The 26412-nt window shown below is 40.8% G+C and carries 24 protein-coding genes and 1 pseudogene; 16 read left to right on the top strand and 9 right to left on the bottom strand.

Annotation, left to right across the window (positions count from 1 at the left end):
* Window positions 1-151 precede the first annotated feature (151 nt).
* From ACFQ38_RS09200 to ACFQ38_RS09190, 3 genes are read left to right on the top strand one after another with little or no spacing between them, the layout of a single operon-like run.
* Window positions 152-1480 (top strand): acyclic terpene utilization AtuA family protein, encoded by a 1329-nt coding sequence (locus ACFQ38_RS09200; protein WP_381480469.1) that lies wholly within the window; start codon window positions 152-154, stop codon window positions 1478-1480.
* A complete protein-coding gene (locus tag ACFQ38_RS09195) occupies window positions 1470-1787 on the top strand; it encodes an AtuA-related protein (RefSeq protein ID WP_336824006.1) in 318 nt (105 codons plus the stop codon). The genes ACFQ38_RS09200 and ACFQ38_RS09195 overlap by 11 nt, the downstream gene beginning before the upstream one ends.
* Window positions 1788-1815: 28 nt before the next feature.
* Window positions 1816-3105 (top strand): CitMHS family transporter, encoded by a 1290-nt coding sequence (locus ACFQ38_RS09190; RefSeq protein WP_381480468.1) that lies wholly within the window; start codon window positions 1816-1818, stop codon window positions 3103-3105.
* Between the two features lie 275 nt (window positions 3106-3380).
* Here the strand turns inward: ACFQ38_RS09190 and ACFQ38_RS09185 are convergent, their stop codons facing one another.
* Window positions 3381-3854, bottom strand: coding sequence for a cupin domain-containing protein (locus ACFQ38_RS09185; protein ID WP_381480496.1), 474 nt, complete (start codon window positions 3852-3854; stop codon window positions 3381-3383).
* A gap of 207 nt (window positions 3855-4061) precedes the next feature.
* On the opposite strand from ACFQ38_RS09185, the gene ACFQ38_RS09180 reads away from it, so the two are divergent.
* The 3 genes from ACFQ38_RS09180 to ACFQ38_RS09170 all read left to right on the top strand — a co-directional run bounded on the left by ACFQ38_RS09180 (window position 4062) and on the right by ACFQ38_RS09170 (window position 7938).
* Entirely contained in the window at window positions 4062-4490 is a 429-nt protein-coding gene (locus ACFQ38_RS09180; RefSeq protein WP_381480466.1) for a GNAT family N-acetyltransferase, read from the top strand.
* Window positions 4491-4981: 491 nt separating this feature from the next.
* Entirely contained in the window at window positions 4982-6031 is a 1050-nt protein-coding gene (locus ACFQ38_RS09175) for an NAD(P)/FAD-dependent oxidoreductase (RefSeq protein ID WP_336824003.1), read from the top strand.
* 320 nt (window positions 6032-6351) lie between these two features.
* Window positions 6352-7938, top strand: a complete 1587-nt coding sequence (locus tag ACFQ38_RS09170; protein WP_381480495.1) for a malate:quinone oxidoreductase — start codon at window positions 6352-6354, stop codon at window positions 7936-7938.
* Window positions 7939-8236: 298 nt separating this feature from the next.
* On the opposite strand, the gene pgeF is transcribed toward ACFQ38_RS09170, so the two are convergent.
* Window positions 8237-8998 carry a peptidoglycan editing factor PgeF gene (gene pgeF / locus ACFQ38_RS09165; protein ID WP_381480465.1) on the bottom strand — a complete coding sequence of 254 codons (762 nt, stop codon included), beginning with the start codon at window positions 8996-8998 and terminating at the stop codon, window positions 8237-8239.
* Window positions 8999-9077: 79 nt separating this feature from the next.
* Here pgeF and ACFQ38_RS09160 point away from each other — a divergent pair, with 79 nt between their 5' ends.
* Window positions 9078-9782: a GNAT family N-acetyltransferase gene (locus tag ACFQ38_RS09160; protein WP_381480464.1), complete on the top strand. Its 705-nt coding sequence runs from the start codon at window positions 9078-9080 to the stop codon at window positions 9780-9782.
* A 99-nt stretch (window positions 9783-9881) separates the two neighbouring features.
* Here ACFQ38_RS09160 and ACFQ38_RS09155 read toward each other — a convergent pair whose 3' ends face one another.
* From ACFQ38_RS09155 to ACFQ38_RS09145, 3 genes are all read right to left on the bottom strand, one after another.
* Window positions 9882-10376: a DUF1648 domain-containing protein gene (locus ACFQ38_RS09155; RefSeq protein ID WP_336824000.1), complete on the bottom strand. Its 495-nt coding sequence runs from the start codon at window positions 10374-10376 to the stop codon at window positions 9882-9884.
* A gap of 173 nt (window positions 10377-10549) precedes the next feature.
* Window positions 10550-12064 (bottom strand): APC family permease, encoded by a 1515-nt coding sequence (locus ACFQ38_RS09150; RefSeq protein ID WP_336823999.1) that lies wholly within the window; start codon window positions 12062-12064, stop codon window positions 10550-10552.
* Window positions 12065-12242: 178 nt separating this feature from the next.
* Window positions 12243-13436, bottom strand: a complete 1194-nt coding sequence (locus tag ACFQ38_RS09145; protein ID WP_336823998.1) for a coenzyme F420-0:L-glutamate ligase — start codon at window positions 13434-13436, stop codon at window positions 12243-12245.
* A 117-nt stretch (window positions 13437-13553) separates the two neighbouring features.
* On the opposite strand from ACFQ38_RS09145, the gene ACFQ38_RS09140 reads away from it, so the two are divergent.
* The gene (locus tag ACFQ38_RS09140; RefSeq protein WP_336823997.1) at window positions 13554-14438 is read left to right on the top strand and encodes a LysR family transcriptional regulator; all 885 of its coding nucleotides are present in this window, start codon (window positions 13554-13556) and stop codon (window positions 14436-14438) included.
* Between the two features lie 11 nt (window positions 14439-14449).
* Entirely contained in the window at window positions 14450-14998 is a 549-nt protein-coding gene (locus tag ACFQ38_RS09135; RefSeq protein WP_336823996.1) for a GNAT family N-acetyltransferase, read from the top strand.
* Window positions 14999-15148: 150 nt separating this feature from the next.
* Here the strand turns inward: ACFQ38_RS09135 and ACFQ38_RS09130 are convergent, their stop codons facing one another.
* Window positions 15149-16813: an ABC1 kinase family protein gene (locus ACFQ38_RS09130; protein WP_381480463.1), complete on the bottom strand. Its 1665-nt coding sequence runs from the start codon at window positions 16811-16813 to the stop codon at window positions 15149-15151.
* A 140-nt stretch (window positions 16814-16953) separates the two neighbouring features.
* Between ACFQ38_RS09130 and ACFQ38_RS09125 the strand changes: the two genes are divergently transcribed.
* On the top strand, window positions 16954-17316 hold the full coding sequence (locus ACFQ38_RS09125; protein ID WP_381480462.1) for a DUF488 domain-containing protein: 363 nt from the start codon (window positions 16954-16956) through the stop codon (window positions 17314-17316).
* A 322-nt stretch (window positions 17317-17638) separates the two neighbouring features.
* Here ACFQ38_RS09125 and guaC read toward each other — a convergent pair whose 3' ends face one another.
* A complete protein-coding gene (guaC, locus tag ACFQ38_RS09120; RefSeq protein ID WP_381480461.1) occupies window positions 17639-18622 on the bottom strand; it encodes a GMP reductase in 984 nt (327 codons plus the stop codon).
* A 326-nt stretch (window positions 18623-18948) separates the two neighbouring features.
* On the opposite strand from guaC, the gene ACFQ38_RS09115 reads away from it, so the two are divergent.
* Window positions 18949-19167, top strand: a complete 219-nt coding sequence (locus ACFQ38_RS09115; protein ID WP_336823993.1) for a hypothetical protein — start codon at window positions 18949-18951, stop codon at window positions 19165-19167.
* 80 nt (window positions 19168-19247) lie between these two features.
* Here ACFQ38_RS09115 and ACFQ38_RS09110 read toward each other — a convergent pair whose 3' ends face one another.
* Window positions 19248-19517: a DUF2188 domain-containing protein gene (locus ACFQ38_RS09110; protein WP_381480460.1), complete on the bottom strand. Its 270-nt coding sequence runs from the start codon at window positions 19515-19517 to the stop codon at window positions 19248-19250.
* Window positions 19518-19657: 140 nt separating this feature from the next.
* On the opposite strand from ACFQ38_RS09110, the gene ACFQ38_RS09105 reads away from it, so the two are divergent.
* The 3 genes from ACFQ38_RS09105 to ACFQ38_RS09095 all read left to right on the top strand — a co-directional run bounded on the left by ACFQ38_RS09105 (window position 19658) and on the right by ACFQ38_RS09095 (window position 21845).
* Window positions 19658-20083, top strand: a complete 426-nt coding sequence (locus ACFQ38_RS09105; RefSeq protein WP_381480459.1) for a hypothetical protein — start codon at window positions 19658-19660, stop codon at window positions 20081-20083.
* Window positions 20084-20210: 127 nt separating this feature from the next.
* A complete protein-coding gene (locus ACFQ38_RS09100) occupies window positions 20211-20642 on the top strand; it encodes a MarR family winged helix-turn-helix transcriptional regulator (RefSeq protein WP_381480457.1) in 432 nt (143 codons plus the stop codon).
* 12 nt (window positions 20643-20654) lie between these two features.
* Window positions 20655-21845 (top strand): MFS transporter, encoded by a 1191-nt coding sequence (locus tag ACFQ38_RS09095; protein WP_381480493.1) that lies wholly within the window; start codon window positions 20655-20657, stop codon window positions 21843-21845.
* Between the two features lie 50 nt (window positions 21846-21895).
* On the opposite strand, the gene ACFQ38_RS09090 is transcribed toward ACFQ38_RS09095, so the two are convergent.
* Window positions 21896-22261: a VOC family protein gene (locus ACFQ38_RS09090; protein ID WP_381480492.1), complete on the bottom strand. Its 366-nt coding sequence runs from the start codon at window positions 22259-22261 to the stop codon at window positions 21896-21898.
* A gap of 132 nt (window positions 22262-22393) precedes the next feature.
* Between ACFQ38_RS09090 and ACFQ38_RS09085 the strand changes: the two genes are divergently transcribed.
* Both ACFQ38_RS09085 and ACFQ38_RS09080 read left to right on the top strand, forming a co-directional pair.
* A complete protein-coding gene (locus tag ACFQ38_RS09085; protein WP_381480456.1) occupies window positions 22394-25498 on the top strand; it encodes an efflux RND transporter permease subunit in 3105 nt (1034 codons plus the stop codon).
* Window positions 25499-25581: 83 nt separating this feature from the next.
* Window positions 25582-26192: pseudogene (locus ACFQ38_RS09080) on the top strand (class I SAM-dependent methyltransferase).
* Window positions 26193-26412 lie beyond the last annotated feature (220 nt).

Below are 26412 nucleotides of genomic sequence, written 5' to 3'. Positions count from 1 at the left end.
GCTTTAAAGGAAGTTAAAAGGAAAGATGATAGATTGTCAATTCTACTAAATTAGAAGGGGAAAATGCCTATATGACAGCATTTTCTCCTTTTAATTTTGCTATTATTTATATTGGATTGTATAAAAAGTTTGTAAAAAGAGGTGACGGAGTATGCTACGTATTGGTTCAGGTGCAGGATTTTCCGGTGATCGTTTGGATCCAGCAATCGAACTTGCTGAAAAGGGAGATTTACATTATCTAATATTAGAATGTTTGGCTGAACGGACAATCGCATTGGCTCAAAAGAGAAAAAAAACAAATGAATTGTTAGGGTATGACCCGCTGCTTGAGAAACGTATGCGTTCCCTATTGCCGATTATTAAAAGAAAAGGTGTAAGAATTGTGACGAACATGGGTGCCGCAAACCCTATAAGTGGAGCACAAAAAATAATTGATATTGCTGAAGAAATGGGACTCTCTGTAAAAGTAGCTGCAGTGACAGGTGATAATGTACTGCCTTATATTTACGCGAATAGGAAAAATTTAGACTTTACTCCACAACTAAATGAAAACGCTTCCGTTATTTCGGCAAATGCTTATATGGGAGCTGACTCAATTGTGCCAGCTTTGCAAACAGATGCCGATATTATTATTACTGGCAGGGTAGCAGACCCATCGTTATTTTTGGCTCCAATGGTATACCATTTCGGATGGTCATTCGATGATATGAAGTTGTTAGGGAGAGGGACTGTAATTGGCCATTTGCTTGAATGTGGTGGGCAATTGACCGGAGGATATTTTGCGGACCCAGGGAAGAAAGACGTACCAAACATGGCTAACATAGGATTTCCATTTGCAGAAATTCAGTCAAACGGATCAGCGATACTTACGAAATTGCCGAATACAGGTGGTGCGTTGAATTTACGGACAGTAAAAGAACAATTGTTATATGAAGTAATGGATCCAAGCCAATATGTAACTCCAGATGTCACCGCAGATTTTACTACTGTTTCCATCTGTGAGGCTGGAATCGATCGAATAAAGGTAACAGGGGGTGCTGGAAGGATTAAACCTAATTTATTAAAGGTCAGTGTTGGATATGAAGCTGGTTTCCTTGGTGAAGGAGAAATTACATATGCAGGAGAAAACGCATTAGGACGTGCTGAACTTGCAGGGGAAATTATTGAAGAGCGGCTAAAAGGGCGATTTAACGAAATAAAAGTAGATTTAATAGGAGTTACATCTGCGCATCGCGGCTCTTTTGGACATCTTGGTCAACCTTACGAAGTAAGGCTGCGTGTTGCTGCTAAAGCGAATAGTATGGCGGATGCAATGATCGTTGGTGAAGAGGTTGAGGCACTTTATACAAACGGTCCCGCAGGAGGGGGTGGAGCACGTAAATATGTTCAAGAAGTAATTGGAATTGTGTCTACGATGGTCCCTCGTGACAGTGTCGATGTGAATGTCGTAATAAAGGAGACGGCGAATGATGAAAACTAAACTATATGAGATAGCCCATAGCCGTGCAGGGGATAAGGGGGATGTACTAATGCTGTCTTTGATTCCATATGATGAAGCGCTATATCCAATATTGCGTGAGCAAGTATCTGCAGAGCGGGTGAAAAAACATTTAAAACACATCGTTTCAGGTGAAGTAACTCGATATGAATTGCCAAACATTTCGGCACTGCAATTCGTATGCCACGGAGCATTACTTGGGGGAGTGACAACGTCACTTGGGATGGATACTCATGGTAAATCCTTGAGTTATGCTTTATTGGAAATGGAAGTAGATTTAGATAAGTAAGGGTCGTTTAATAAAGGGGGGATACTGTATGGTAGCTTTATTGGGATTCTTAACGATACTCGTATTTTTGGCATTGATTTTAACAAAAAGAGTTTCTGTAATCGTGTCATTAATTGTTGTTCCTATCATTTTTGCATTGATAGGCGGTTTTGGAGCGGATATGGGAGATTTCATGCTTGAAGGAATTAAGAGTGTGGCACCTACAGGAATTATGTTAGGTTTTGCGATTCTTTACTTCGGTATTATGAATAATGCAGGACTGTTCGATCCACTTATTTCTCGTGTATTACGAGCAGTGAAAGGGGATCCTCTTAAAGTCATAATAGGCACTGTTATCATTGCTATGTTGGCGCACTTAGACGGGTCAGGTGCTTCTACGTTTTTGATTTCAATACCTGCTTTGCTTCCTCTATATGATAGGTTAGGTATGAGTAGGATAGTACTTGCTGGAATGGTTGCTTTGGGAGCAGGAGTTATGAACTTGCTGCCTTGGGGTGGACCTACTGCTCGCGCTGCAACCGCCCTTGGTCTCGATACAAGCGATATATTCAATCCGATTATCCCGGCTATGGTTGCAGGAATTGTCTGGGTATTATTTGTTGCAGTCTGGATTGGGCGGAAAGAGAGAAAGCGAATCGGTGTAGTAGATATTGAGTATAATTTTCATGAGGAGCTGACGCCAGAAGAAAGAGCAATGAGACGCCCCAAATTATTTTGGTTCAATCTATTGCTAACGATTTTAACAATAGTAGCTCTTGTCAAAGTGTGGCTTCCTTTGCCTATCATCTTCATGGTTTCATTTGCCATAGCAGTTTTGATCAATTATCCAAAACCCGAAGACCAAATGGAACAAGTGAAAAGTCAGGCGGTTGGAATGATAACAGTAGTTTCTATTATTTTTGCTGCGGGAATTTTTACGGGTATTTTAACAGGCACGGGTATGATTACTGAAATGGCAAACGCCTTGGTATCTATTATCCCAAGTGAGTCCGGTGGCTTTATGGGGATCATTGTAGCAATAACTGGTATGCCTTTAAGTTTGTTGTTCCCTCCAGATGCTTATTATTTTGGGGTGCTGCCAATCATTAGTGAAACGGCCTCTGCCTATGGAGTATTACCGGCTCATATAGGGAGTGCTGCTATTTTAGGCCAGATGACGACAGGTTTCCCTTTAAGCCCTTTAACCGCTTCTACATTCCTATTAATCGGATTAGCAGGAGTCGAATTGGCGGATCATCAGAAATTTGTTTTTAAATGGGCATTTGGCACGACAATCGTCATGACAGTTGTTGCAGTGATTACAGGGGTTATCATCTAAATAATTATCAAAAGTAATTGAACATTTAAAGCGAATTAATTAAAACAGGACCGTCTCCTACGAACGATCCTGTTTTTGCTATATAAAAGCTCTTCATATTCTTCCTTGTCAATTGTATGAACGCAGTCCAATGGTATCTTTTAGAAGAATGTTAAGATTTTTGGAGGCTTTTGGTTGGATCATTCAATTTTAAAAAAGCTGCCTGCTTCAGGACTGCCTTGTGAATAAATGATTACAAAGTAAATGCTTATAAAGAGTATTTTACCGGCCATTCATTATTGGCCGTAATTCTTCTCTTCTGCCATCGCATCCGCTTTGGTTGCATGCACAGTGCCGAAAGCATGATGAGGAGGGGCATAAATTGTGTAAAGCTTTAATGGTACGGGACCTGTATTCGTAACATTATGCCAGGTTCCTGCAGGCACAACGATAGCTGAATTAACAGAGACGTTTCGTACGAAGTTTAAAAAATCTTTCCTTTCTCCCATTTGCACAAGTCCTTGGCCTTGCTCAATATATAGAAATTGATCGGTGTCTGGATGGATTTCTAATCCGATATCATCCCCGACATTGATGCTCATTAAAGTTACCTGCAAATGTTTTCCTGTCCATAGCGCCGTCCGATAGGTGTCGTTTTGCCTTGCAGCCGCCATCATGTTTACAACAAAAGGCTTTGCCCCATAGTCATGTAGAGGGATGGAAGCAAATCCGGCATCTTGCCACGGTTGCCCCCAATAAACCGGCTGCATCTGGGAATAGTTCATTGGCATAGGGAAGTAGTAAGGGGATACGTTAGAAGAATAATAAATGGCTCTCAATCCTTTCCTCGATCTTTATCTCTTTACTCTATGCATTATAGTAAAGGAATATTTGTCTGTTTAAATTAGCGATGTATGGATCATTGATTCAATCATTATTCTATGTTTCTTTTTAGTAAAGGGGGAGGGGGTATGACGATGGAGATTAGAATGATTCAACAAAGGGATTATGAAGACTTGGTAGGTTTGATGGAAAATTTGGGGTATCCTACAACGATTGAAGATCTATCCAAACGATTTGATGTGCTTCAAGAGCATGCTGATTATGAAGCATTGGTAGCAGTTAAAGATGGAAGAGTCGTGGGGTTTGCAGGTCTTTGTAAAGCATTGGCTTTTGAATTCACAGGAGTTTATGTCCGGATCATAGCTTTTGTTGTAAATTCAAACAATCGAAAACAAGGGATTGGCATGGAACTGTTGAAAGAATGTGAGCAATGGGCGATTCAGCAAGGGGCTGATACTATTGTTTTAAACAGCGGAAACCGGGAAGAAAGGCAAGCTGCGCATGCATTTTATATAGCTAATGGGTTTGTAGGAAAGAGTACAGGTTTCGTTAAGAAAATATAGTGGGAAGCTATCAGAGGACTGAACGGCTTCTGGTAGCTTGGCTCGTTCAGTCCTTCACTAACTTTAGGATTTCTATAATAGGATTGTCGTTGAATAGACGAAGAATTTTGCAAATAGATGGTTGTTTATTCATTGTTGAATGACCATCAAAGGAAACATGGTTTTACAGCAGAATGTTTATTGAAAACGTTTATGACCTCCCGACAGTTTGCTGTGCGCCTATTTACTTTCGCCATACATCAGCAGCCTTTTGAACAATCTCCGACTCAAGTTTTCAATCCTCATGGCATTCTCGGTGGATCCTTTATACACGGATGAAGCATCTATTTCAATGGAAAGCCTGATATAAATGAATCAGTGAAAATCAAAAATAGTTGAAATTGATAATCGTTATCAATTAGAATAAGTTCATATGGGAAGTTTTAAGACGAATCGAACTTTAAATTGTTATGTAGTTATGATGGCATTGAAAATAGATGAACCTGGAGAGTGTGCATATGCGGGAAGTTTTTGATGTGACGATCATTGGCGGCGGACCGGCGGGACTTTATTCTGCGTTTTACAGCGGGCTACGAGAAATGAAAACGAAAATTATCGAATATCAACCGCAATTAGGCGGTAAAGTTCACATATATCCCGAGAAAATTATTTGGGATATTGGCGGGCAGACCCCCATTTCAGGAGAACAGATCGTTAAACAGCTTGTTGCACAAGGGTTGACGTTCGATCCGACAGTTGTGTTAAACGAAAAAGTGGAGTCGATCAGTAAGGACGGGGACGGCTTATTTGTTTTGCAGGGCGGGTCGGGAGAAAAGCATTATTCAAAAACGGTCATTGTTGCAATTGGCGGGGGCATATTGAAACCTCAAAAATTAAATATCGAAGGTGCAGAACGATATGAGCTCTCCAATCTTCACTATACGATTAAGTCGTTACTCTATTTCAAAGGGAAGACTGTAATTATTTCAGGAGGGGGCAATACCGCTATTGATTGGGCGAATGAATTAGAACCAATTGCGGAAAAAGTGTATGTAACGTATCGAAAAGATAAAATGAAGGGACATGAAGCCAATGCGACTCAACTAATGGATAGCTCTGCTATTTGTCTTTCGAATACGTCCATTACAAAGTTGATTGCTAGCGATGATCATGAAGTGATTGAAAAAGTGGAACTGACAAATCACGAAACTGGAGAGATTGTTCAATTGCCGATTGATGAGGTCATAATCAATCATGGATTCGAGCAAGATGCTTCGTTGTTCCAAAACAGCCAGTTACCCGTTGAATTGAAGGATGATTATTACATCGCGGGAAACGCTCTAAGTGAATCTTCCATCGAGGGCTTATACGCTGCAGGAGACATTATTCGCTATGAAGGAAAAGTCCAATTAATTGCGGGCGCATTTCAAGATGCCGCAAACGCTGTGAACCGAGCAAAACTGTTTATCGAACCGGAAGCAAATGGCTTTGGGATGGTCTCTTCGCATAACGAGCTGTTTAAGGACCGTAATAAGGAAATAGTGAAGCAGATGGTTCAGTAATCACGTCACGGTTTTAGTATGGAATAATAAGGTTAATTGCAATAGATCATGCTTACGTAGATCTTTTGATATACATTTACAGTTTTATTATAGGCGGGATGTCTAACGATAGAAGTTGGATTGTATTCAAAATGTCTCATGAAATTCAATAGTTTGCTCATCGTCTTCTATCTGTCTGATAGGTAGTAGATATTTTAATCTATAAATTATTATGATACACTGTAATAAGGCAATCATTGATACAGAAAAGGTGTGTTCATAAGGTCATGTCTTGGCTGTAGTGACGCAGGTTCGTTCACATCCTTTCTGCAATTTCATATATAAGGATGGTAAAAATGAGCAACAGAGATACGAAAACAGAAGTCATCTTAATTGGTGCAGGAATTATGAGCGCTACATTAGGTACAATTCTAAAGGAATTAGCGCCCGATTGGAAGATTACGGTATTCGAGACGCTCGCAGAAGCTGGTGAAGAAAGTTCCAATGAATGGAATAATGCCGGTACAGGGCACTCTGCATTATGTGAATTAAACTACACACCTGAAAAGCCTGACGGTTCGATTGATATTAAGAAAGCGATTAATATTAACGAACAGTTTCAGCTTTCCAGACAGTTTTGGTCCTATCTTGTAAACAGTAACTTGATTCAAAATCCACAAGATTTTATTATGCCGATTCCTCATATGAGTTTAGTTGAAGGGGAAGAAAACGTCACCTATTTGAAAAAGCGTTTTGAAGCGCTGAAAGATAACCGACTGTTTAAAGGGATGGAATTTTCTTCTGATCCTGAAAAACTGAAAGAATGGATTCCATTGATTATGGAAGGCCGTACGTCCACTGCACCATTGGCTGCAACGAAAATTGATTCGGGCACAGACGTTAACTTCGGTGCATTGACTCGCATGTTGTTCGAGCATTTAAAGAGCCAAGGCGTAGAAATCCATTACGGTCATCGTGTAAAAGATATTAAGCGTGCTGGAGACGGCACTTGGGAATTGAAGGTTCGCAATGAAAATAGCGGTGAAACGGATCGTCATACTGCAAAATTTGTGTTTATCGGCGCAGGTGGCGGCAGCTTGCCTTTATTGCAAAAGACAGGTATTCCTGAGTCGAAGCATATTGGCGGCTTCCCTGTAAGCGGTCTATTCCTTGTGTGTAAAAACCAGGAAATCGTTGAGAAGCACCATGCAAAAGTATACGGTAAAGCGAAGGTCGGTGCTCCGCCAATGTCGGTTCCGCATCTTGATACAAGATATATTGACAATAAAAAGGCGTTGCTGTTTGGACCATTTGCCGGATTCTCACCTAAATTCCTAAAAACAGGCTCTAATTTTGATTTGATCGGTTCTGTAAAACCGAACAATGTCTTCACGATGTTAGCAGCTGGCGCGAAGGAAATGTCATTGACGAAATATCTGATCCAGCAAGTTATGTTATCGAATGAGAAGCGTGTAGAGGAACTACGCGAATTTATTCCAGAAGCAAAACTTGAAGACTGGGATATCGTTGTAGCCGGCCAACGTGTACAAGTTATAAAAGATACGGAAGCGGGCGGTAAAGGAACGTTGCAATTCGGAACTGAAGTCGTCAGCGCGGCGGACGGTTCAATTGCTGCATTATTAGGTGCATCTCCAGGAGCATCTACTGCAGTGCATGTCATGTTGGAAGTTATAAAAAAATGCTTCCCGCAACAGCTAAAAGATTGGGAGCCGAAAATTAAAGAAATGATTCCATCATATGGCATTTCTTTAGTAGAAAACGAGGCGTTGTTCCATGACCTTTTCGAGTCTACTGCACAAACACTTGGCTTAAGTGAAAAGTCACAAGCCGAAGAAGAGTCCTCAAGTGTAGAGACTACCAACACAGAATCTTCATCTATGAATGAGGAAGTAGTAGAAAACGTATAACCTACTGAATGAATTATAGAACCTTCAATCTTTGGATTGAAGGTTTCAGACTGTAGACAAAGTATCTTTTTACTTTGTCTACAGTCCTTTTAAGGTTTGTAGTCATGAGATAGGTGTTTGCCCAGCTTGGCTTGAAAACGCTTGTCAGACAAGGCGCGAAGTCGAGCGAAGACCCGAATAGAACTTAAGTTCATGAGGGGACGAGCGAGACGAGCAACGCAGTATGCGAGCGTTTGTCAACAAGCTGGAACCTTCAATCTTTGGATTGAAGGTTCTTTTTCGTTTGTAAGAACGATTTTCATTTTTTTCGAATAATAAAAGCCGCATGACGACCGCATTGTTTATCTTCCCGATAAGAAAAACCGTCAGGGCTTTTAAATGTGCAAGTTCGATCCAGTACGATCTGTTCTGATGGAATACCCGACAATTCGCATTGTCTCTTCACGACGAGCTGATTATCGATATGATATTTGCCGGTTTGTTCATTGTAGTACATAAATTCCTCTGCATAGGCCAAGCTTTTGAATCGCAAAAACACATCTTCATCGACTTCAAATTTTTCTTGGCTTAATGCATCGCCAATTTGCACTTTGATGTTCGTCATGTTGCATCCTTCGTTTTGGTGTAAGTGTGCAAATAACTTTATCGTAATTTCTTTTACAGTGCCTTGCCATCCGGAATGGATAACGCCGATCAAGCCATTTGTTTCATCATGAAAAATGACAGGCACGCAGTCCGCAGTAAAGCCTACAAGCATAATACCGGGTTCAAAAGTGTAAAGTGCATCTGTATTTGCAATGGCTGTATTTTGCTGTTTAGATCCTCGCCCCTTGTCATTTGCAACCACCCGGTGAAAGTTGGCGCTATGGGTTTGATTGGCACAGACAAAATCTTGCAAACTGCAGCCGACAAGAGCAGAAAGCTTCTGTCTATTTTGGAGGACAGCCTCAGGATTTTTACATACGTGAAGTGCCATATTGTTGAACTCAGGCGCTTTTATATCTTTCATCGACATACCCGCTATGTAATTGTCATTTTGTAAGAAGATTTTCGTTTTCATAGTATCCCCGTTTCTATATTTCGATTATGATAAAAATAGAGGTTTTTCACAAAATATAACATATCTGAGGTGATGCTGCATGTTTCAAATGATAAAGAATGCCCAGGAATACTGGCTTGTCGATCAAGTAAAGAAGGAAGATGCAACTGAGGCTGACTACGAGAGAGCGTTTGACCAGCTGTTAGAGGAATGGCGTGAGCGGAAAGTGGGCTATTTGTCTTTGCTTATGGATGAAGCGCATGATGCTTATTTGATGGACAAAGGGTTCCGAAAAATATCTTCAATCGTTGAATATACACGAAAATTAAATGAGCTTCCCGAAAAAGCTTTAGGCATAACATCTGTGGCACTGTCGGCTAGTGACATGGACGATACAGCTTTTGCGGAGCTATATGAGCAATGCAGAAGTGGAACTGCGAATAAAAATCAGTTGTTCACGATTGAACAGACGATGGCTTCTTTTGAATTGGAGTTAGGGAAACAGTGGCGCAATCATTGTTTCATATTCTATAAAGAAAATGATGTCATAGGCTTGGGTATCCCCCATATCGAAGCGGGTACTGACGATGAAGGGCGTTTATTTTATTTTGGCGTTGTTCCGCAATGGCGCGGAAAAGGGTACGGTGCAATTTGCCATCGACTATCACTTGAGCGGTTAAAGGAATTTCGTGCAAAGACGTATGTAGGCAGCACAGATGTTAATAATGTGCATATGATACGGATTTTTGAACGTAATGGCTGTACATTAAGGGATCGGAAGGGAATTTATCGAATCGACAATTAGGCTTAACTTATTTTACGCTACGGAAACAAGAGGGAAAGAGTAAAGGCAGGGGGGCCTTAATCAGCAATCAAGCATATTGCCCCTACCTATCTAAACCCATTATTTATTTTTGAAAGAACGGATAGCGAAATAAATAAGTGATCCTATGGTGATTCCGATGAATATCGGCAAGAAACCAATCCCTAAAGATGCTGCTTTTCCTAAGGCTACTTGAACGGTTTTAAAATGTAAATATGTGAAAAAGAGTACGCATTCATTTTTCAACACATTGAGCAACAGCATCGAATTTTTATATTGGAATTCGATGTTGTTTTCATTTAAATTCATATAGTTATGCCACTCAGGATGCCGTTCCATGAAAGCCATGAAAGCAAATAGAAACAATGCAATGACTGGCAAAAGGATGAGTTCCCATTTGGATCCCCAACGATCCACCTCACCTGCGCCATTATAGTGCCCTGGCACTTCGTCAGGCAATTGTCCCCACATGAAAATTAAGTAAATGATCCCCGCAAGGTAGGCAAGTAAGGTGACGGTGTCAAACCCTTTTGCAAACCGGCTACGCTTGATAGTCATCATAGGTCGATTGTTCATTTCATATCACTCCTAAGGTACACATTCTTGTACGAATGAGAAGGCATAAAGTTTCGTAGGTTTGGCATTAGGTCATAAATGGCGCATAGTTCTATCCAAGAGGTTCGATCTATTTTCAATTCAAAAACGGATGAAGAAACAAAGTACGTTCCTTCATCCAATCGTTTAATTGACTATCCTTTTGTCATCGATGCTCCATTTATAATGAGTGGGGACTCATGAACGTCTTTTTTAGTTTCCATCACTTCAGATTCAATTGTTTTCCCTAACATATAGTATTCCGTCTCTTCTTGCGTCAAGCTGTTATATCGTTTTTTCATTGCCATATAGAAGATTCCTCCACCGATTCCCCAGCATAGCAGTAAAATATAAGATGGTGCTGAAAGGGCAGCTGGTGAAACAGGGATGAGTAGAAGCAATAAGAAAGCAATGCTTGCAATAATGCCAATCAATGATAAAGCTTTTTTCACCGGCGCAACTTCTCTTCCCGCAGGCTCTGCTTTCCACGCCAAAACTTTAAAGGCTGCGAGACAGGTGAATAAATAAGCGACAGATACGCCAGTTGACGACATGTCGACTATCCAAGTGAGTGCTTGGCGACCAAACCAAGGCATCGGTAATGTAATGAGTGCAACGAACCAAATGCCCCAAATCGGAGTTTTCTTCTTTTTTTCGATTTTACGGAACAGATTTGGCAAAGCACGGGCACGAGCCATTGAAAACAACAGACGGCTCGATGACATATAAAACCCATTTAACCCGGTAAAGATCCCCATAATAATGGCAATTGACATAATTACAAGACCAACTCGTCCCAACGATAAGAATACAATATCGCCTGTCGGCCAAAGATTGCTGTTCCCTGCCATTTCAGGGAATGTCCATGAAGTAAGGCCAATCATAATTGCATAAATAAGAAACGAAGTGAACAATGAAGCAACAATAAGCATTGTCGCTTTTCTTGGCGAAAATCTGAATTCCTCAGCAGCTTGGGGAACATTGTCAAATCCGACATAAGCCCATGGCGCGATTGCCACAATAACAAGAATGGAAGTGAGAATAGATTGCTTTCCACTAAAGTAAGGCTTGATGTTCTCCAATGGCTGCTCAGCAAATCCAAATGTAAATAATCCTAATAGGACGACTCCGCCGACTAATAGCACACTGAAATAAAACTGGATTCTTCCGGATATGTTTGCTCCTGTCGTGTTAATGAACGCAAAAAGCAAAATGAGAAATGACGCGATAAGCACTTCTGGCATATAAACGTCCCAACCAGCGATCGTATATAAATAATGCGTTTTCATTAACCCTGGCATTAAAAACTTTAAAAGCAATGTAAAAGCCGAGGCATTCAGTGCAACGATTGAAATATATCCTAAAGATAGGAACCATCCGCAAATAAAAGCCCACACTTTTCCCGCTGCAATAAAAGCATATGTAAAACCGCCCCCTGATACCGGGAATTTTTTAATCATAACACCATAGCTTGAAGCAATAACCATCATGAGGAGTGCACCGATTAAAAGCCCGATTATCGCGCCTAAAGGACCAGAATCCTTAATCCAGTCACCGGGTAAAATGAAAGCGCCCCAGCCGACGGACGAACCTAACGCAATTGCAAACACCCAAGATGGTTTTAACGTCTTTTGTAACTTTCTCCTTCGAACTACATCAGTACGATCCATAAAACTTTGCCCCCTAAATTGCTGATGGGTTTCCATTCCCTATTTTGAGATAATGAAACTATGAAAAATAGTATGGGAAGGTTCGCATAAAATTAGGCAGTCCAAACGGATACCCAAATAAGAATGTAAAGTGAAGTAAAAAAACGACTCAGGCGTGGGCCCGAGTCGTTACTCGCGATTATTTTGTATAGTTATCAAAATATCCTTGAATGAACACGATAGGTGTTCCTTTATCTCCGCTGCCGGAAGTTAGATCGGATAAAGAGCCGATTAGGTCAGTCAGTTTCCGAGGCGTTGTGCCTTGTGCTTCCATAGAACCAACCAGATCTTCTTCTTTGTTTTCGATGAACTCATTAATCGCTTTTTTCAAATCATCACCGCGCAAGTCGGCAAAGTTGTTGTCCGCGAGATATTTCAATTTGATTTCGTTTGGCGTACCATTTAGGCCTGCTGTATAAGCTGGAGAGACGACAGGGTCTGCCAACTCCCAAATCTTTCCGACAGGGTCTTTGAAGGCACCGTCGCCGTATATCATCACTTCGACAGTTTTGCCTGTTTTCTCTTTTAGCATTGCTTGAATTGCGTCTACGACAGGTTGGCAGTCGCGAGGGAATAATTTTACGCTATCTTCCGTCGCTTTGTTGGAGCCTAATAGACCATAAGCTTCGTTATAACCGCTGCCTTCAATTGATTCAGAAAGGATGTTATCCAAGCTGTAAATTTTTTCGCCGCCATTCGCTTTCAAAATACGCTTCGTTCTGAAGCGAGAATGAATGTCGCATGTAAGTACGTTTTTTGTATAATCAAGAATCGTTTTTGCGTTATTTGAGAAGATTACCTCACACTCTACGCCGTATTCTTCCACAATTGATTTATAGTAGTCGATGTAGTCTACACCAGTAAATGTATGTTTATTGTAACCGAAAAGGTCACGGAATTGTTGTTCTGTCAATACGTCTGTCCATGGGTTTACGCCTTTTTCGTCAAGCGTATCGATGTCGACTAAATGATTGCCGACTTCATCGGAGGGGTAACTTAGCATCAATACAATTTTCTTTGCTGCACCCTTTGCAATGCCTCGCAAACAAATTGCAAAACGGTTTCGGCTCAAAATCGGGAATATGACACCGATTGTTTCTTCGCCATACTTTGTTGCTACATCTTTTGCAATATGATCGATCGTCGCGTAATTTCCTTGCGCACGGGCGACGATGGATTCAGTAATGGTGACAATATCTCTGTCCTGAATGTTGATCCCTTCAACTTCCGACGCTTTTAGCACACTATCTACAACGATCTCTTCGATGTTGTCCCCTTTATTAATGATGGGGCAGCGAAGTCCTCTGACAACAGTTCCCACTACTCTTTCCAATGTGATCGCTCCTTATCGCGTTTCAAAAAATTTTATCGTCAATCTACTTGTACTATACAACGGTGAGTGATATAAGTAAAATTAATACTTCTAATAATGGGCATAAGGGGTGTTTATATGGTTAGTAAATTAGATCTGTACCGTGTTTTTAGTATTGTCGGTAAAAATGAGAGCTTCTCTGGCGCTGCTAGAGAGCTTTATATGACGCAACCGGCAGTCAGCCAATCAATTATGCAATTGGAGGCTGAATTGGATACGCGCCTCTTTAACCGAACACCAAAAGGAGTTACGTTGACGATGGAAGGAAGCCTTCTGTTGGAGTATGTTAATTCGGCCATTAATTTAATCGGCATCGGGGAAGAAAAGATTGCCGAATTTAAAAATTTGACGACAGGCGAACTTAGAATTGGGGTAGGAGATACCATTTCGAAGTATTTTCTACTCCCGAATTTGGAAACTTTCCGAAATAAATATCCGAATATTAAACTAAAGATTATCAATGGAACGACCGATGAAATAATAACGGCTCTAAAATCTGGCCATGCGGATATTGCGATTTGCAATTTGCCAATTCAAGATACGACAATCGTGGCAAGGCCATGTTTAACGGTTCATGATATATTTGTTTATGGTGAAAAATATAACAAATTATTGTCGAAGCCGATTGGTTTCAATGAGCTGTCGAAACTACCGCTCATTTTCTTAGAGCCGAAATCCAATTCACGCAAGTATGTAGAAGATTATTTTTTATCGAAAGGCATTCAAATCTCTCCTGAATTTGAATTGGGATCTCATGATTTATGCATTGAATTTGCAAGGATCAACATGGGCATTGCATGCGTCACACGTGAATTTTCACAAGACTACATGAATAAAGGAATTTTGCGGGAAGTTCAATTGACTGAAGATATTCCGGCAAGAAGCATTGGCATCTGCGTATTGAAAAGCGTGCCACTATCGCCAGCTACAACGAAATTTGTAGAAATAATAGAAGACAAATAAGGGGGATCATTATGTTTTCATTCAAAATGAGCAGTACATCTGAACTACGATTACTAGAGCCTCGGCATGCGCAGGAATTGTTTGAGCTGACTGACGGCTCACGGGATAGTTTACGGGAATGGTTGCCATGGGTAGACTTCACTCGGACAGTTGAAGACTCGAAAGGCTTTATTGACAGTACGTTAAAGCAGTTTTCCAATCATAACGGCTTTCAGGCAGGCATTTGGCTTGAAGGAAAATTGGCGGGTGTTGTTGGGTTGCACGGGATTAATTGGGCAAATCGATCAACATCAATCGGTTATTGGTTAGGCAAGGAGTTTGAAGGAAAAGGATTAATGACAAAAGCTTGCGAAGCTGTCATCACCCACTGTTTTGAGGAGCTTCAACTCAATCGTATAGAAATCCGGGCGGCGACTGAAAATAATAGAAGTATGGCAATACCAAAAAGGTTAGGCTTCACATTAGAAGGCTGCTTAAAGCAAGCTGAGTGGCTCCATGACAAGTTTGTTGACCACTATGTTTTTGGGCTTGTGAAAGAAGACTGGAAGAAAGAAATGTAAAGGATAGAAGCAGTCCTAAACAATCGAGGATTAGTAGGACTGCCTATCTCTCGTGGGAATTAAAATGGTTGCGATCTGTGTACTTTAGGACTTTCCTTTTCATTCACGATATGTCGCATATGAGTCCGTTCTTATAGCGACAAAGTCGATTTACATCCGGCCGGATTTGAAAATTGAGTAAATGAGATATAAAAATAGTAAACTGGCAATGATAGATCCAGCTTCGATGATAGGCAATCGCCAAAGCATATTCGTTTCGCCTGAAATGGAAGCACCTACGATCAAGCCAACCATGAGAATGCTGAATGACAGTAAAATGATGCTGAATGATAATCGGTTACTTACTTGGTCGAGTCTGCGCAAAATCATTTGCACTTGTGGAATATGAATGTTCATTTGCAAATTCCCTTTTCGGATCAACGTTGATAGTTCTTTCAAATCCTTTGGGAAATCTGTAAGAATTTCAATATTTTCTTTCCAATGCAAAAGTGATTTGCGCAAAACATTTTTCGGGCTATATCGCTCCATTATTAATTTTTTGCCAAAAGGTTCAACAGCACTCATAATGCTGAATCCGGGTGCCAATTTTGTAATGAACCCTTCGAGCGTCAGGATCGATTTCCCTAAAATCGTAATTTCCGTAGGAATTTGAATGCGATGTCTATAAGCTATCCGAAACAAATCAAGGAAAAACGCCCCCGGTTTGATTTCTTCAAATGGAACATCATAATATTTCGATTGCAGATGGTCGACATCTTTTTTGAATGTCATCATATCTGTGTCGTCTGATAGAATGCCCATAGCGTCCAATGTTTTGATCATATTTTCAGTGTTGCCTTTCCTCAATTGGATGATGAGCGTAGCGAAATGATATTTCATATCATCATCAAGCCGGCCGACCATGCCAAAATCGAGATAAGAGATGACGTTGTTTGGCAATACAAAAATATTGCCTGGATGCGGATCTCCATGGAAGAAGCCAGCCATCAATATTTGATCTAACATGGAGTGGACGATTCGCTCCGCAATCCGTTCACGATCATAACCTTCTGCATCCAGCCTCTCTAAATCATTCACTTTCACTCCGTGAATCAATTCAGTAGTCAACACTTTAGAAGTCGACAAATCCCAAAAGATACTTGGGATATGGACTGTCGGCACGCCCTCGAATTGTTTGGCAATCCGCTCTCCACTGCGCGCTTCCACTCGATAATCCAACTCATCCCGCAATGATCTTGCAAACTCATCAACCATATCTTGCAGACGGTATGCCTCTGCCCAATCCATATTGTCCTCTAAAAAGCGGGCTAAATCGGACAGGATCGTTAAATCTTTATTGACTACGTGATAAATGTTCGGCCGCTGCACTTTCACAGCTACTTTCTCACCTGAAGAAAGGCGAGCAGCATGGACTTGGCCGATTGACGCCGTAGCAATCGGTTCCTTCTCAAATTCAGTAAAAAGTGAGTCGATTGGCATTTCCAATTCAGTTTCTATAATTTCTTTCACTTGTTCAAAAGGAAAAGGGGCAACGTGGTCTTGTAATTTCTCGAGTTCGTCCGCAATTTCAAAAGGAACTAAATCACGCCTAGAGCTGGCGATCTGTCCTAATTTAATGAATGTCGGACCTAACTCCTGTAAGGTAAGGCGCAGTTTCACACCGATATCTTGCATATTCATTACTGCTCCGTCCTTCTTAGAAGAAGTACGATCCGTAATGCCTAAACGAAAAAGAATATGGCTAAAACCATTTTTCAGAAAAGCATTCATAATTTCCCGATAACGTTTCGTATGTCTAAATCTGTTCTGCAGCAATCCGATCCCCCCAATCATTCATCTTTCTTTACCCGTTTTGCAGTATTTTAGATGCTATATTTGATTAAGTATGCAACGATACATTGAAATGGTGCAGGTAATATCAGTTTATCATGAGTTATATAAAGGAGTGTGCATGAATGATAGTAAAATTAAAACGTGCTTATGAAAGAGCATCCGAGGAAGATGGTGTACGTGTGCTCGTCGATCGTGTATGGCCGCGTGGAGTTTCAAAAGAGGAGATAAGGATCGATCACTGGATGAAGGAAATTGCTCCATCAATCGAGTTGAGAAAATGGTTTAGCCATGATCCCGGCAAGTTTGATGAATTTGTGCATAACTATAAAAAAGAGTTGTCTGCAGGCAAGCAGCAGGAGCAATTGAAAAAACTACAGGGCATTGTAGAGGAGAACCGCTGTGTAACGCTCGTATACGGAGCGAAAGATGAAAAATACAACCAAGCTATCGTTTTAAAAGAACTATTGGACGAGCAATGGACGTGAAATCATTGCTCAATCGTTTAATCATGCATTCTCCATATAAATTGTCTCAGCTATCAACGTAAAAAACCGGTCCCTTATCGGAACCGATCCAGACTGTAGACAAAGTATCTTTTTACTTTGTCTACAGTCCTTTTAAGGTTTGTAGTCATGAGATAGGTGTTTGCCCAGCTTGACTTGAAAACGCTTGTCAGACAAGGCGCGAAGTCGAGCGAAGACCCGAATAGAACTTAGGTTCATGAGGGGACGAGCGAGACGAGCAACGCAGTATGCGAGCGTTTGTCAACAAGCTGAACCGGTTCCTTATCGGAACCGATCTTCATAATTAATAAACTTTATCGCCATTAAAGATAGAGTTTTTCACGATAACGTAATCGACTGTACGAATAGCGTCCAATTTTGTGCCGCCCGCATAAGAGATGGACGATTGCAAGTCTTGTTGCATTTCAGTTAATGTGTCTTGGAGCTTGCCTTTGTATTCAACATACATTTTTTTGCCTTCGACGTTTTTCTTTTCGCCCTTTTGAAATTCAGAAGCTGAGCCGAAGTATTCTTTATATAATTTGCCATCTTTCTCAACTGTTTTGCCAGGTGATTCTTCGTGTCCTGCGAAGAGGGAGCCAATCATTACCATGGTCGCGCCAAAGCGTACTGATTTAGCAATATCGCCATGTGTACGGATGCCGCCATCCGCGATAATCGGTTTAGTGGCGGCCTTTGCACACCAGCGTAATGCGGCTAATTGCCATCCGCCTGTACCAAAGCCTGTTTTAATTTTTGTAATGCAAACTTTGCCTGGTCCGATACCGACTTTTGTAGCGTCCGCACCTGCATTTTCAAGCTCGCGCACTGCTTCTGGAGTCCCTACATTACCTGCGATAACGAATGTTTCAGGCAAATGCTGTTTAATATGCTGAATCATACGAATGACTGCGTTGGAATGCCCATGGGCAATGTCGATCGTAATATAGTCTGGAACTAACCGATCTGCTGCCAACTTCTCAACGAAATCGTATTCTTCCTCTTTAACACCTACGCTAATCGAAGCGATCAACCCACGTGCGTGCATATCTTTAATGAATTGTGCTCTTGTTTCAGGATTAAAACGGTGCATTACATAAAAATATCCTTTTTCAGCCAATTGGACTGAAATCGTTTCGTCTATAATTGTTTGCATATTTGCAGGCACGACAGGCAAGACGAACGTATGCTTACCTAAAGTGACAGAAGTATCACACTCAGAACGGCTATTAACAATACATTTTGCGGGAATCAATTGAATATCTTCATAGTCAAAAACTGTATCCATGAAAGTCACTCCTAAATACGAATGTTTTTAAGTTAAGTATCATGATTGTTCGTACTTATGTAATGTACTCTATTTTTAGAAGTACGTCAAGCATCATTCAGGTGAAAAACATACATTGATATAAAATTAACCAATATTGTTCGGCTTTTGTAGGGAAGCATTCACACATAGCAGTAATTGGACAAGGGGGATAAATACGGTAATAAGGGAAGCTAACGTAAGAAGATTGAGATTTGGCATGTGGTCGTGAGACATCCTGATGATTTATAGTTTTTTATTGATTAAAGGGAACATATGTTTTATTATTGAGATATGGAGGTGGGAAGATGGTCGCTCTGCTTAAGGAAGAGAGAGAAGGGTACGAGATGCACAAAGATGCTATTGAGGCTGCCTTCAAGGAAGGTATAGTTTCAGGTGCTCGGCAAGAAAAGATGTTGACAGTAATGACGATGCACGGGCTTTCGATATCTATAGAAACGATTGCATTATGTACACGATTGACTGTCGATGAAGTGAAAGAAATTCTTACAAAAAACTGGCAATAAAAATGCTGGACTCGGGACCGACGGCACAAAAAGCCATCGTTGCTTTGAGTCCAGCAAATATTCCAATAGATAGAGTCTCGTCACTCGTTTCCGTATTCCAACTGCTTTTCAATTTTGCCGTCCTTTCCGTGAATATAGACCATCGTTCCAGACTGTTCGGCCAATTTCTTTGCTTCGTCAATTGCCTCTTCCTGTGATTTAGCTGTACAAGATAGTTGATCATCGCCTTCTCGTCTGACAGCCCAGCCTTCTTCGTCATGAGGTACGACATGGTATCTTGCATCTTCTGTTCCTGCTCGATCTTCAAAATATTCATCTTGTTCTCGTCGATTTTCTTTCGTCAAATTCATCTACCCTCTTTCTATTAAGTTGTAGTTTTCCTTCCCTTTTTCATTAAACTCAAACGCTTTTACTTATTATGCAAACTTCTCTGCCTGAAAGACGTCAGTATTGTAAAATAGGATGTAGTGCAATAGAAGGGAGCAATCGAATGAGATTTATTAAATTCTTAATTGGCGTCGTCATTTTTATAGGGCTGATTGGGTTTGGTGTATATTATTTCGGTACAAAAATACTTGCAGATCAAGTTATGGATAAAGTGGAAGTTGAATTAGAAGCCAGTGGACAAATGGAAGCGATAAAGCAGGAAGTGCAAAACAATCTTGAAGTTAAGAAATTCCTTGAGGAAGGAAAAAGTGTAGATGAGGCGAAGCTTCCTTTTAAAACAAAAGATGAAGCTATGCGAGTGCTACTTAAAAAATTCAGTTTAAGTGAGTTGAATGATATACAAATAAAAGTAAGAAGCGGCATGACTACAGAAGAACAGCAACAGCTATTTGCTGATTTGCAAAACAGGCTGACAGAAGATGAGATGACCGCTCTGAAATTATTGGCGTACAAGGAATTGTACGAATAAAAAATAGTGTAGGAAAAGACCAGGGCCATGATACAGGCACCTGGTTTTTTCGTAAGCCGAAGTGTTGGACAAAATCTTTTTATTATGATTAACTATTATAGTTAATTAACCTAACTAACTATTAGAGGTGAGGCATATCAATTCATTACATCAAAGCTTTTTCAGTCAATATGGAAAGGTTTATCGGCCGTTTATTCATCAATTGAATGTAAAGTTACATAGCTATGGATTGTTTAATTCTCAATGGGCGATTTTGAGGCTGCTGTTTCAGGAAGGACAAATGACACCAGCTGAAATTGCCAACAGACAGCAAGTTGAAAAGCCGAGTGTAACGAAGATTTTGCAGCGTTTGGCGGAAATGAAGTATGTGGATGCGATGCCAGGCAAAGATAGGAGAGAGAAGCTAATCAGCTTGACCGATCATGGCAGAACGGTTGTAGAAGAAATTACCGTTCAATTGAAGCCATTATATGAGCAGTTATTAGAAGGTGTTGCGGAAAATGAAATTGAAGCAGCAATTGACGTATTGGCGCGTGTACACCAAAATCTGATGAGATAAAAGGGTGAAAGTATAGAAAGAACGAAATTATGGACGAAGGATTTTATTAATATATCAATTATCAATTTTATACTGATGTTGGCAATGTATTTACTATTAGTGACAATGGCGCCTTTTGCTGTTGACGAATTCGGAGCATCAACGAGTATGGGTGGACTTGTTTCCGGCATATTTATCATCGGAACATTAATTGCACGGATTGTTACTGGCGGGTTAATCAACAAAATTGGCAGCAAAAAAATATTGTTTATTGGACTAATTGTTTCTACGCTTTCGACAGCATTATATTTTGGTGCAGTGAACATGCCGTTGCTGCTAGCAATCCGTCTTATCCATGGTATTGGTTTAGGGATTGCCTCAACGGCGACGGGAACGATGATCGCTCAAATTATTCCACCATCCAGACGTGGTGAGGGAATCGGGTATTTTAGTATGAGTACAGTGTTGGCGACTGCAATTGGGCCTTTTTTAGGCATTTTCATAAGTCAGCATTACCCGTTCAATAGATTATTCATTCTTTGTCTTGTTTTGAGCATAGCAACGATCGTAATGTTTTTCTTTGTAAAAGAAATAGAGCGCAAAACAGTAGAACAGAAAGCTGAAGTTGTAAAAAAACGGATGGGCCTATCGGATTTCTTTGAAAAAAGAGCAATTCCAATTTCCATCATCACATTATTTGTTGCCCTATCCTATTCTGGGGTCTTATCGTTCATGTCCTTTTATGCAAATGAGTTAGGCGTTGTTCAAGCCGCAAGCTTCTTCTTTCTTGTCTATGCAATTGTCGTTCTGTTATCCAGACCGTTTTCCGGTCGTTTATTGGATGAGAAAGGGGCAAGATTCGTTGTCATTCCATCGCTCGCATTTTTTACGATCGGCATGATTCTATTAAGCCAAGTCCATGGCGGATTGATGTTGCTGCTATCGGGAGCAGTGATTGGGCTCGGTTATGGCAACTTCCAATCGATCGCCCAAGCGGTTGCGCTGAAAGGAATAGAAGTCGAGCGGATTGGCATAGCCACTTCCACTTTTTACATCTTTTTAGATTTTGGTTTAGGATTCGGGCCGTATTTTTTAGGCTTTTTAATACCGAGTATCGGCTATCACGGAATGTATGAACTATTGGCGATTGTCATCTTGCTTTCGCTGGTCAGCTTCATTTTCATGTCACGGCGCAAGGGCAAGTCTGTAGAAAAAGCAGTATAAAAAAAGCGAAGGAAGATAGGTTTCCTTCGCTCTTTTTACATACTTACAATTTACCCCACTTTAACTTCACTCATTAAAGCATGTGTATTGTCCTCGCTATCTTTGAAGAATGCCATCCATGTTTCCGTATCTCCCATTTTAGCTACGATATGTGGCTCGTCGATAAATGAAACGCCTTTACCTGTTAATTCATCGTAAGTCTGCTGAATGTGATCCACATGAAAATAAATGACAGAGCTGTGATGTGCAAATTTTTCTTTTTCCGGCAGGCTCAATAAAAGCCGGATGCCATCACATTCAAAGAAAGCCATTGTTTCTGTATTGAAGTACAAAGGAAGCTGCAGCTTGTCCTTATAAAATTCAGTTGCCCGTTCAATGTCCTTTGCCGGAACTGCAATTTGTCCGATTCGATTCATTTTCCCCAAAATTTTTCCCCCATTCATTTTATTTGAATAAAAATAATTAGAATAATCAAAGTATAGCATAACGCCTTTCTACATCGGAAGACTTAATGAAATTCCGACTGAAGATTGTTATGAAAATTTCGAATGATTGATACGATAGCAATCAATGAAAAGGGAAGGAAGGGGCTTCAAGTGTATATCTTGAAAACTATTTTGCGGAAGAAGGTATTGGTCGGATTATTGGCCTTTTTAGTCGTAACGTTGGGGTGTTACGCAATTGTAAAGTTAGATAAGGAAATTTTGCCTTATGTCGCCGTAGATGTAGCTTACGTTCAGATGGATACAGGGGATACTGCAGCTATCGATGTTGAGCAGAAAATTATTAACCCGTTAGAGCAACGGCTCAATGCAATTGAAGGTGTGGAAGAAATTGTATCTCGTGTCAGTTTAGGCAGAAGTGAATTACAAATAACATTGGAGCGGGGCCGTGGCGATGAACTTGTCAAAGATGTGGAACTGGCAGCCAATAGCATAAAGGCTGAACAACCGGAAATTAGGGAAATGGCGGTCGGGTTGTTCAGTACAAATCAAGATTATGGTTATTTCATGGATATTACAGGATCTGATCGGAAAGCAATGACAGCTTTTGCGACTGATATTCTGAAACCGAGACTTGAGAGCTTGCAAGAAGTGAAGGATGTCCATCTAACGGGGCTATTGGAACATGAAATATCCATACGTTTCGATCAAGATAAACTGACGAAGTATGGCTTGTCGCTTCAACAAATCATTCCGATCATTGCACAGTCTGACAGAGAGGCGACACTTGGCGAGTTACAAGATGGGCAAGAGACATCATGGCTTATATGGGATACAAAATTTAAAAGCAAAGAGGATATCGAGCAAATCGAAATACCAAACGCCGATGGATCCGTTCTTTTGAAAGAGCTGTCCGAAATTTCGTTTGATCCGGTTGAGACATCTTCCTTTGTATGGAAAAACGGCTCTAACAATCTTTTATTCGTGCAAGTAGGAAGCACGTCAAATACGAATCAAATCGACTTGGCGAAAGCAGTTCGTGCAGAAGTAGAAAAAATTCGGGAAGAGGGTCTTGTAGAAGGATTTACGTTGAATGAAATGCTTGCCCAATCTGATTTTGTGCAAGACTCGATCGATGATGTTACAGGCAATATCCTTATCGGTAGCATCGTCGCAATTTGCATTCTCCTATTATTTTTACGGAACATCCGGGCGACGATTATTATCGGCATTTCGATACCAACTTCCGTGCTACTGACATTTTTGGCGATGTTCGTTTTAGGTTATAGCCTAAATATGCTGACGTTAATCGGTCTCGGCCTCGGAGTAGGTATGATGGTAGACTCTTCAATTGTCATATTAGAATCAATATATCGTCAGCGAGAGTTGGGCCTCAGCAATCGGGAGTCTGTTCTTGTAGGTACGAAGGAAGTTGCTGGGGCTGTTCTATCCTCGATGTTGACAACAATCGTCGTATTTTTGCCAATCGGTTTTATTGGCGGAGAGATGGGTTTGTTTATGGTTATATTGTCAATCGTAGTCGCGGTTACCCTCATTAGTTCTGTCGTTGTGGCATTTACGCTTATTCCGATATTGTCCGATCAGTTCCTTCGATTTAAAAAGCGCAACTATCGTGAGAACCGTTTCTTAAAAAATTATGAAAAAGTTATTTCATGGATTGTAAGGAAGAAAAGAAGGAGCGTTTTCATCATCGTGTCTTTCTTTGCATTGTTCGTTGGTTCGCTCCTGTTAGTGAACCGCGTTCCGATGACGGTAATGCCCGATATTTTCAATAGGTATACGGAGTTGCTTATTGAATTAGAGGAAGGTGTTACTTTGGATGAAAAGCAGCAGGCTATCCGTAAAGTGAATGCAGAATTAGAGAAGATTGACGATGTGGAGACCGTGTACTTGCTTGATAATGGGGATATGATCGCTGCCATTATCAATATGACGAAAGGAGAGGAGATTCAAAAAGGGCAAAAAGAAGTGAATGAAGAAATTACTTCATCTTTACGTTTGTTAGTTGATTCTACACCAATTAAAAGTGTGCAGAGTTCGTTGGAAGGATTTTCGGAAGCTCCTGTCCAAGTGCTTGTAAAAGGGGATGACTTCGAACAATTACAGCAATCAGCCGGTGCGTTTATGGAAAAAATCAAAGAGATTGAAGGCATTGTCGGCATTCGCAGTACAGCAGATTATACTTCGGCAGAAGAGAGGATCGTTCTAAAAAACAAAGCGATACGAGAAGCGGGGCTTATGAGCGATGAAGTTAGACAATTTATTGAGCAAGCGTTCATACGTATGCCTATCGGTGAAGTCCGAATCGACAAAGAGTCCGTGCCGATCATCATCGGTTGGGCAAACCAAACAGCGACGGCGCAGGAGTTGCTCAACTTGGAAATTCCAACAGAAAGTGGTAGTCAAAAGCTTTCTTCGCTTATTGAGTTGAAGACCGTACAAACGCCAAATGAAATCGCCCACTTGGATGGGGAGCGCTTCATAGCCATTTCCGGAGAGATTGAAGGAAGAGACTTAGGAGCAATTAACCGAGATGTTCAAAAAGTGATTAATGAGTTCGAGATTCCTGCTGGCTATACGTTAATGACTGGGGGGGACCTTGAGCAGCAACAGCAATTAGTGATCGAAATGTTGATGGTGATAGGTGTTGCACTTTTCCTTGTTTACCTAGTAATGGCAGTCCAATTCAATCATTTAGGACATCCGATTATTGTCATGTCCATCATTCCGATGGCAATAATAGGAGTTATTGTCGGCTTGTTCATTACACAAATGGAACTAAATCTATTGTCTGCGATGGGGATAGTTATGCTGATCGGCATCGTCTTGAACAATGCCATTTTACTCATCGATCGAACAAAGCAATTGCGTGACGAGGGGTTATCCGTAGAAGAAGCCCTAATAGAAGCAGGAAAAAACCGGATTAGGCCAATTTTCATGACAACATTGACAACGGTAGGCGGGATGCTACCGCTTGCTTTATCAACCGGCATATCAGGCAACTACCAAGGACCGTTAGCTGTTGTGTTAATTTCCGGTTTATTATTTGCGACTTTCATTACGTTATTGCTAATTCCTTCCATCTATCGAGTATTTACATTTAAAGAGAAGGTGAAACAGAAGGAAAGCTTTGCAATAGGAGTGAAAAGACAGCCCGTAGCTAGTCGATATTCACGTTCAGATCAATAAAGCAAATCGTTGCTTCGCAATTGCATTCGTGTAAGCGCTGTTCTACACTTTTTGTAAATCAATTGCTGAAACGAGAGATGTACATGAATGAACAACAATATGACAAACAGCTCGGCATTAAGACTGCAGGAATGTTGGAGATTTCAGGCCAATCTGTGCACTACAACCGCTATGAAGCGACACCGTATGAAGCATTAACCATGTTAGGCGATAAATATGCATTGAAGCAGATTGACAGTGTAGTCGACTACGGCTGTGGGAAGGGTAGGGTCTCCTTCTATTTGCATAACCGTTTCCATTGCTCGGTGACAGGCATTGAGATGAACAGGCAACTTTATCGCAGTGCAATCGATAACTATCTTCACTACCGAAAAAAGAAGCGGGAGAAAGGCGGTTTCATTGCGTTTGAGCATTGTTTTGCTGAAAATTACGAAATTTCTTCCGAAGACAATCTATTTTATTTCTTCAACCCGTTTTCAGTTGAAATTTTTATGAATGTCGTTCGTAAGATTGTAAGCTCGGTGGAACAACATCCGCGTGATGCCGATCTTATTCTCTACTTTCCTACGATCGATTATGTAGAATATTTGGAACGGCAGACGGTGTTTACGCTCTATAAAGAAATTAAAGTGGATCGCTTGTATGAAAAAATGACAATGAGCGGTTTTTAATCTACCGGTTGATAGGCAAGTGACTTAGACTGCCTTCCACGTGGCAAGCGTTTTCAAGCCAAGAAAGGTAAAATTTTATCCCATGCAAACCTTCAAATGACTGTAGACAAAATAAAAAGATACTTTGTCTACAGTCTGGAGGGGCTGTCCAATAAGTCCCTAAAATAGAACAGGTGGCGAAAAACGAATCGTTTTTCGCCACCTGTTCTTGTATTTTTCTCATTTAATACTGAAAGTAGCTCG

Source organism: Sporosarcina contaminans (genome assembly GCF_042679045.1).
In the GTDB taxonomy this organism is placed as follows: Bacteria; Bacillota; Bacilli; order Bacillales_A; family Planococcaceae; genus Sporosarcina; species Sporosarcina contaminans.
This window is presented reverse-complemented; position numbering and strand designations above follow the sequence as displayed.

Excerpts from the sequence above, each read along its gene's own strand:
- ACFQ38_RS09200 (WP_381480469.1), top strand. The coding sequence starts at position 152 with ATGCTACGTATTGGTTCAGGTGCAGGATTTTCCGGTGATCGTTTGGAT.
- ACFQ38_RS09190 (WP_381480468.1), top strand. The coding sequence starts at position 1,816 with ATGGTAGCTTTATTGGGATTCTTAACGATACTCGTATTTTTGGCATTG.
- guaC (WP_381480461.1), bottom strand. The coding sequence starts at position 18,622 with ATGGATACAGTTTTTGACTATGAAGATATTCAATTGATTCCCGCAAAA.
- ACFQ38_RS09155 (WP_336824000.1), bottom strand. The coding sequence starts at position 10,376 with ATGAACAATCGACCTATGATGACTATCAAGCGTAGCCGGTTTGCAAAA.
- ACFQ38_RS09115 (WP_336823993.1), top strand. The coding sequence starts at position 18,949 with ATGGTCGCTCTGCTTAAGGAAGAGAGAGAAGGGTACGAGATGCACAAA.
- ACFQ38_RS09185 (WP_381480496.1), bottom strand. The coding sequence starts at position 3,854 with ATGCAGCCGGTTTATTGGGGGCAACCGTGGCAAGATGCCGGATTTGCT.
- ACFQ38_RS09110 (WP_381480460.1), bottom strand. The coding sequence starts at position 19,517 with ATGAATTTGACGAAAGAAAATCGACGAGAACAAGATGAATATTTTGAA.
- ACFQ38_RS09195 (WP_336824006.1), top strand. The coding sequence starts at position 1,470 with ATGAAAACTAAACTATATGAGATAGCCCATAGCCGTGCAGGGGATAAG.
- ACFQ38_RS09135 (WP_336823996.1), top strand. The coding sequence starts at position 14,450 with ATGTTTTCATTCAAAATGAGCAGTACATCTGAACTACGATTACTAGAG.
- pgeF (WP_381480465.1), bottom strand. The coding sequence starts at position 8,998 with ATGAAAACGAAAATCTTCTTACAAAATGACAATTACATAGCGGGTATG.
- ACFQ38_RS09105 (WP_381480459.1), top strand. The coding sequence starts at position 19,658 with ATGAGATTTATTAAATTCTTAATTGGCGTCGTCATTTTTATAGGGCTG.
- ACFQ38_RS09085 (WP_381480456.1), top strand. The coding sequence starts at position 22,394 with ATGATTGATACGATAGCAATCAATGAAAAGGGAAGGAAGGGGCTTCAA.
- ACFQ38_RS09140 (WP_336823997.1), top strand. The coding sequence starts at position 13,554 with ATGGTTAGTAAATTAGATCTGTACCGTGTTTTTAGTATTGTCGGTAAA.
- ACFQ38_RS09125 (WP_381480462.1), top strand. The coding sequence starts at position 16,954 with ATGATAGTAAAATTAAAACGTGCTTATGAAAGAGCATCCGAGGAAGAT.
- ACFQ38_RS09180 (WP_381480466.1), top strand. The coding sequence starts at position 4,062 with ATGGAGATTAGAATGATTCAACAAAGGGATTATGAAGACTTGGTAGGT.
- ACFQ38_RS09150 (WP_336823999.1), bottom strand. The coding sequence starts at position 12,064 with ATGGATCGTACTGATGTAGTTCGAAGGAGAAAGTTACAAAAGACGTTA.
- ACFQ38_RS09090 (WP_381480492.1), bottom strand. The coding sequence starts at position 22,261 with ATGAATCGAATCGGACAAATTGCAGTTCCGGCAAAGGACATTGAACGG.
- ACFQ38_RS09160 (WP_381480464.1), top strand. The coding sequence starts at position 9,078 with ATGTTTCAAATGATAAAGAATGCCCAGGAATACTGGCTTGTCGATCAA.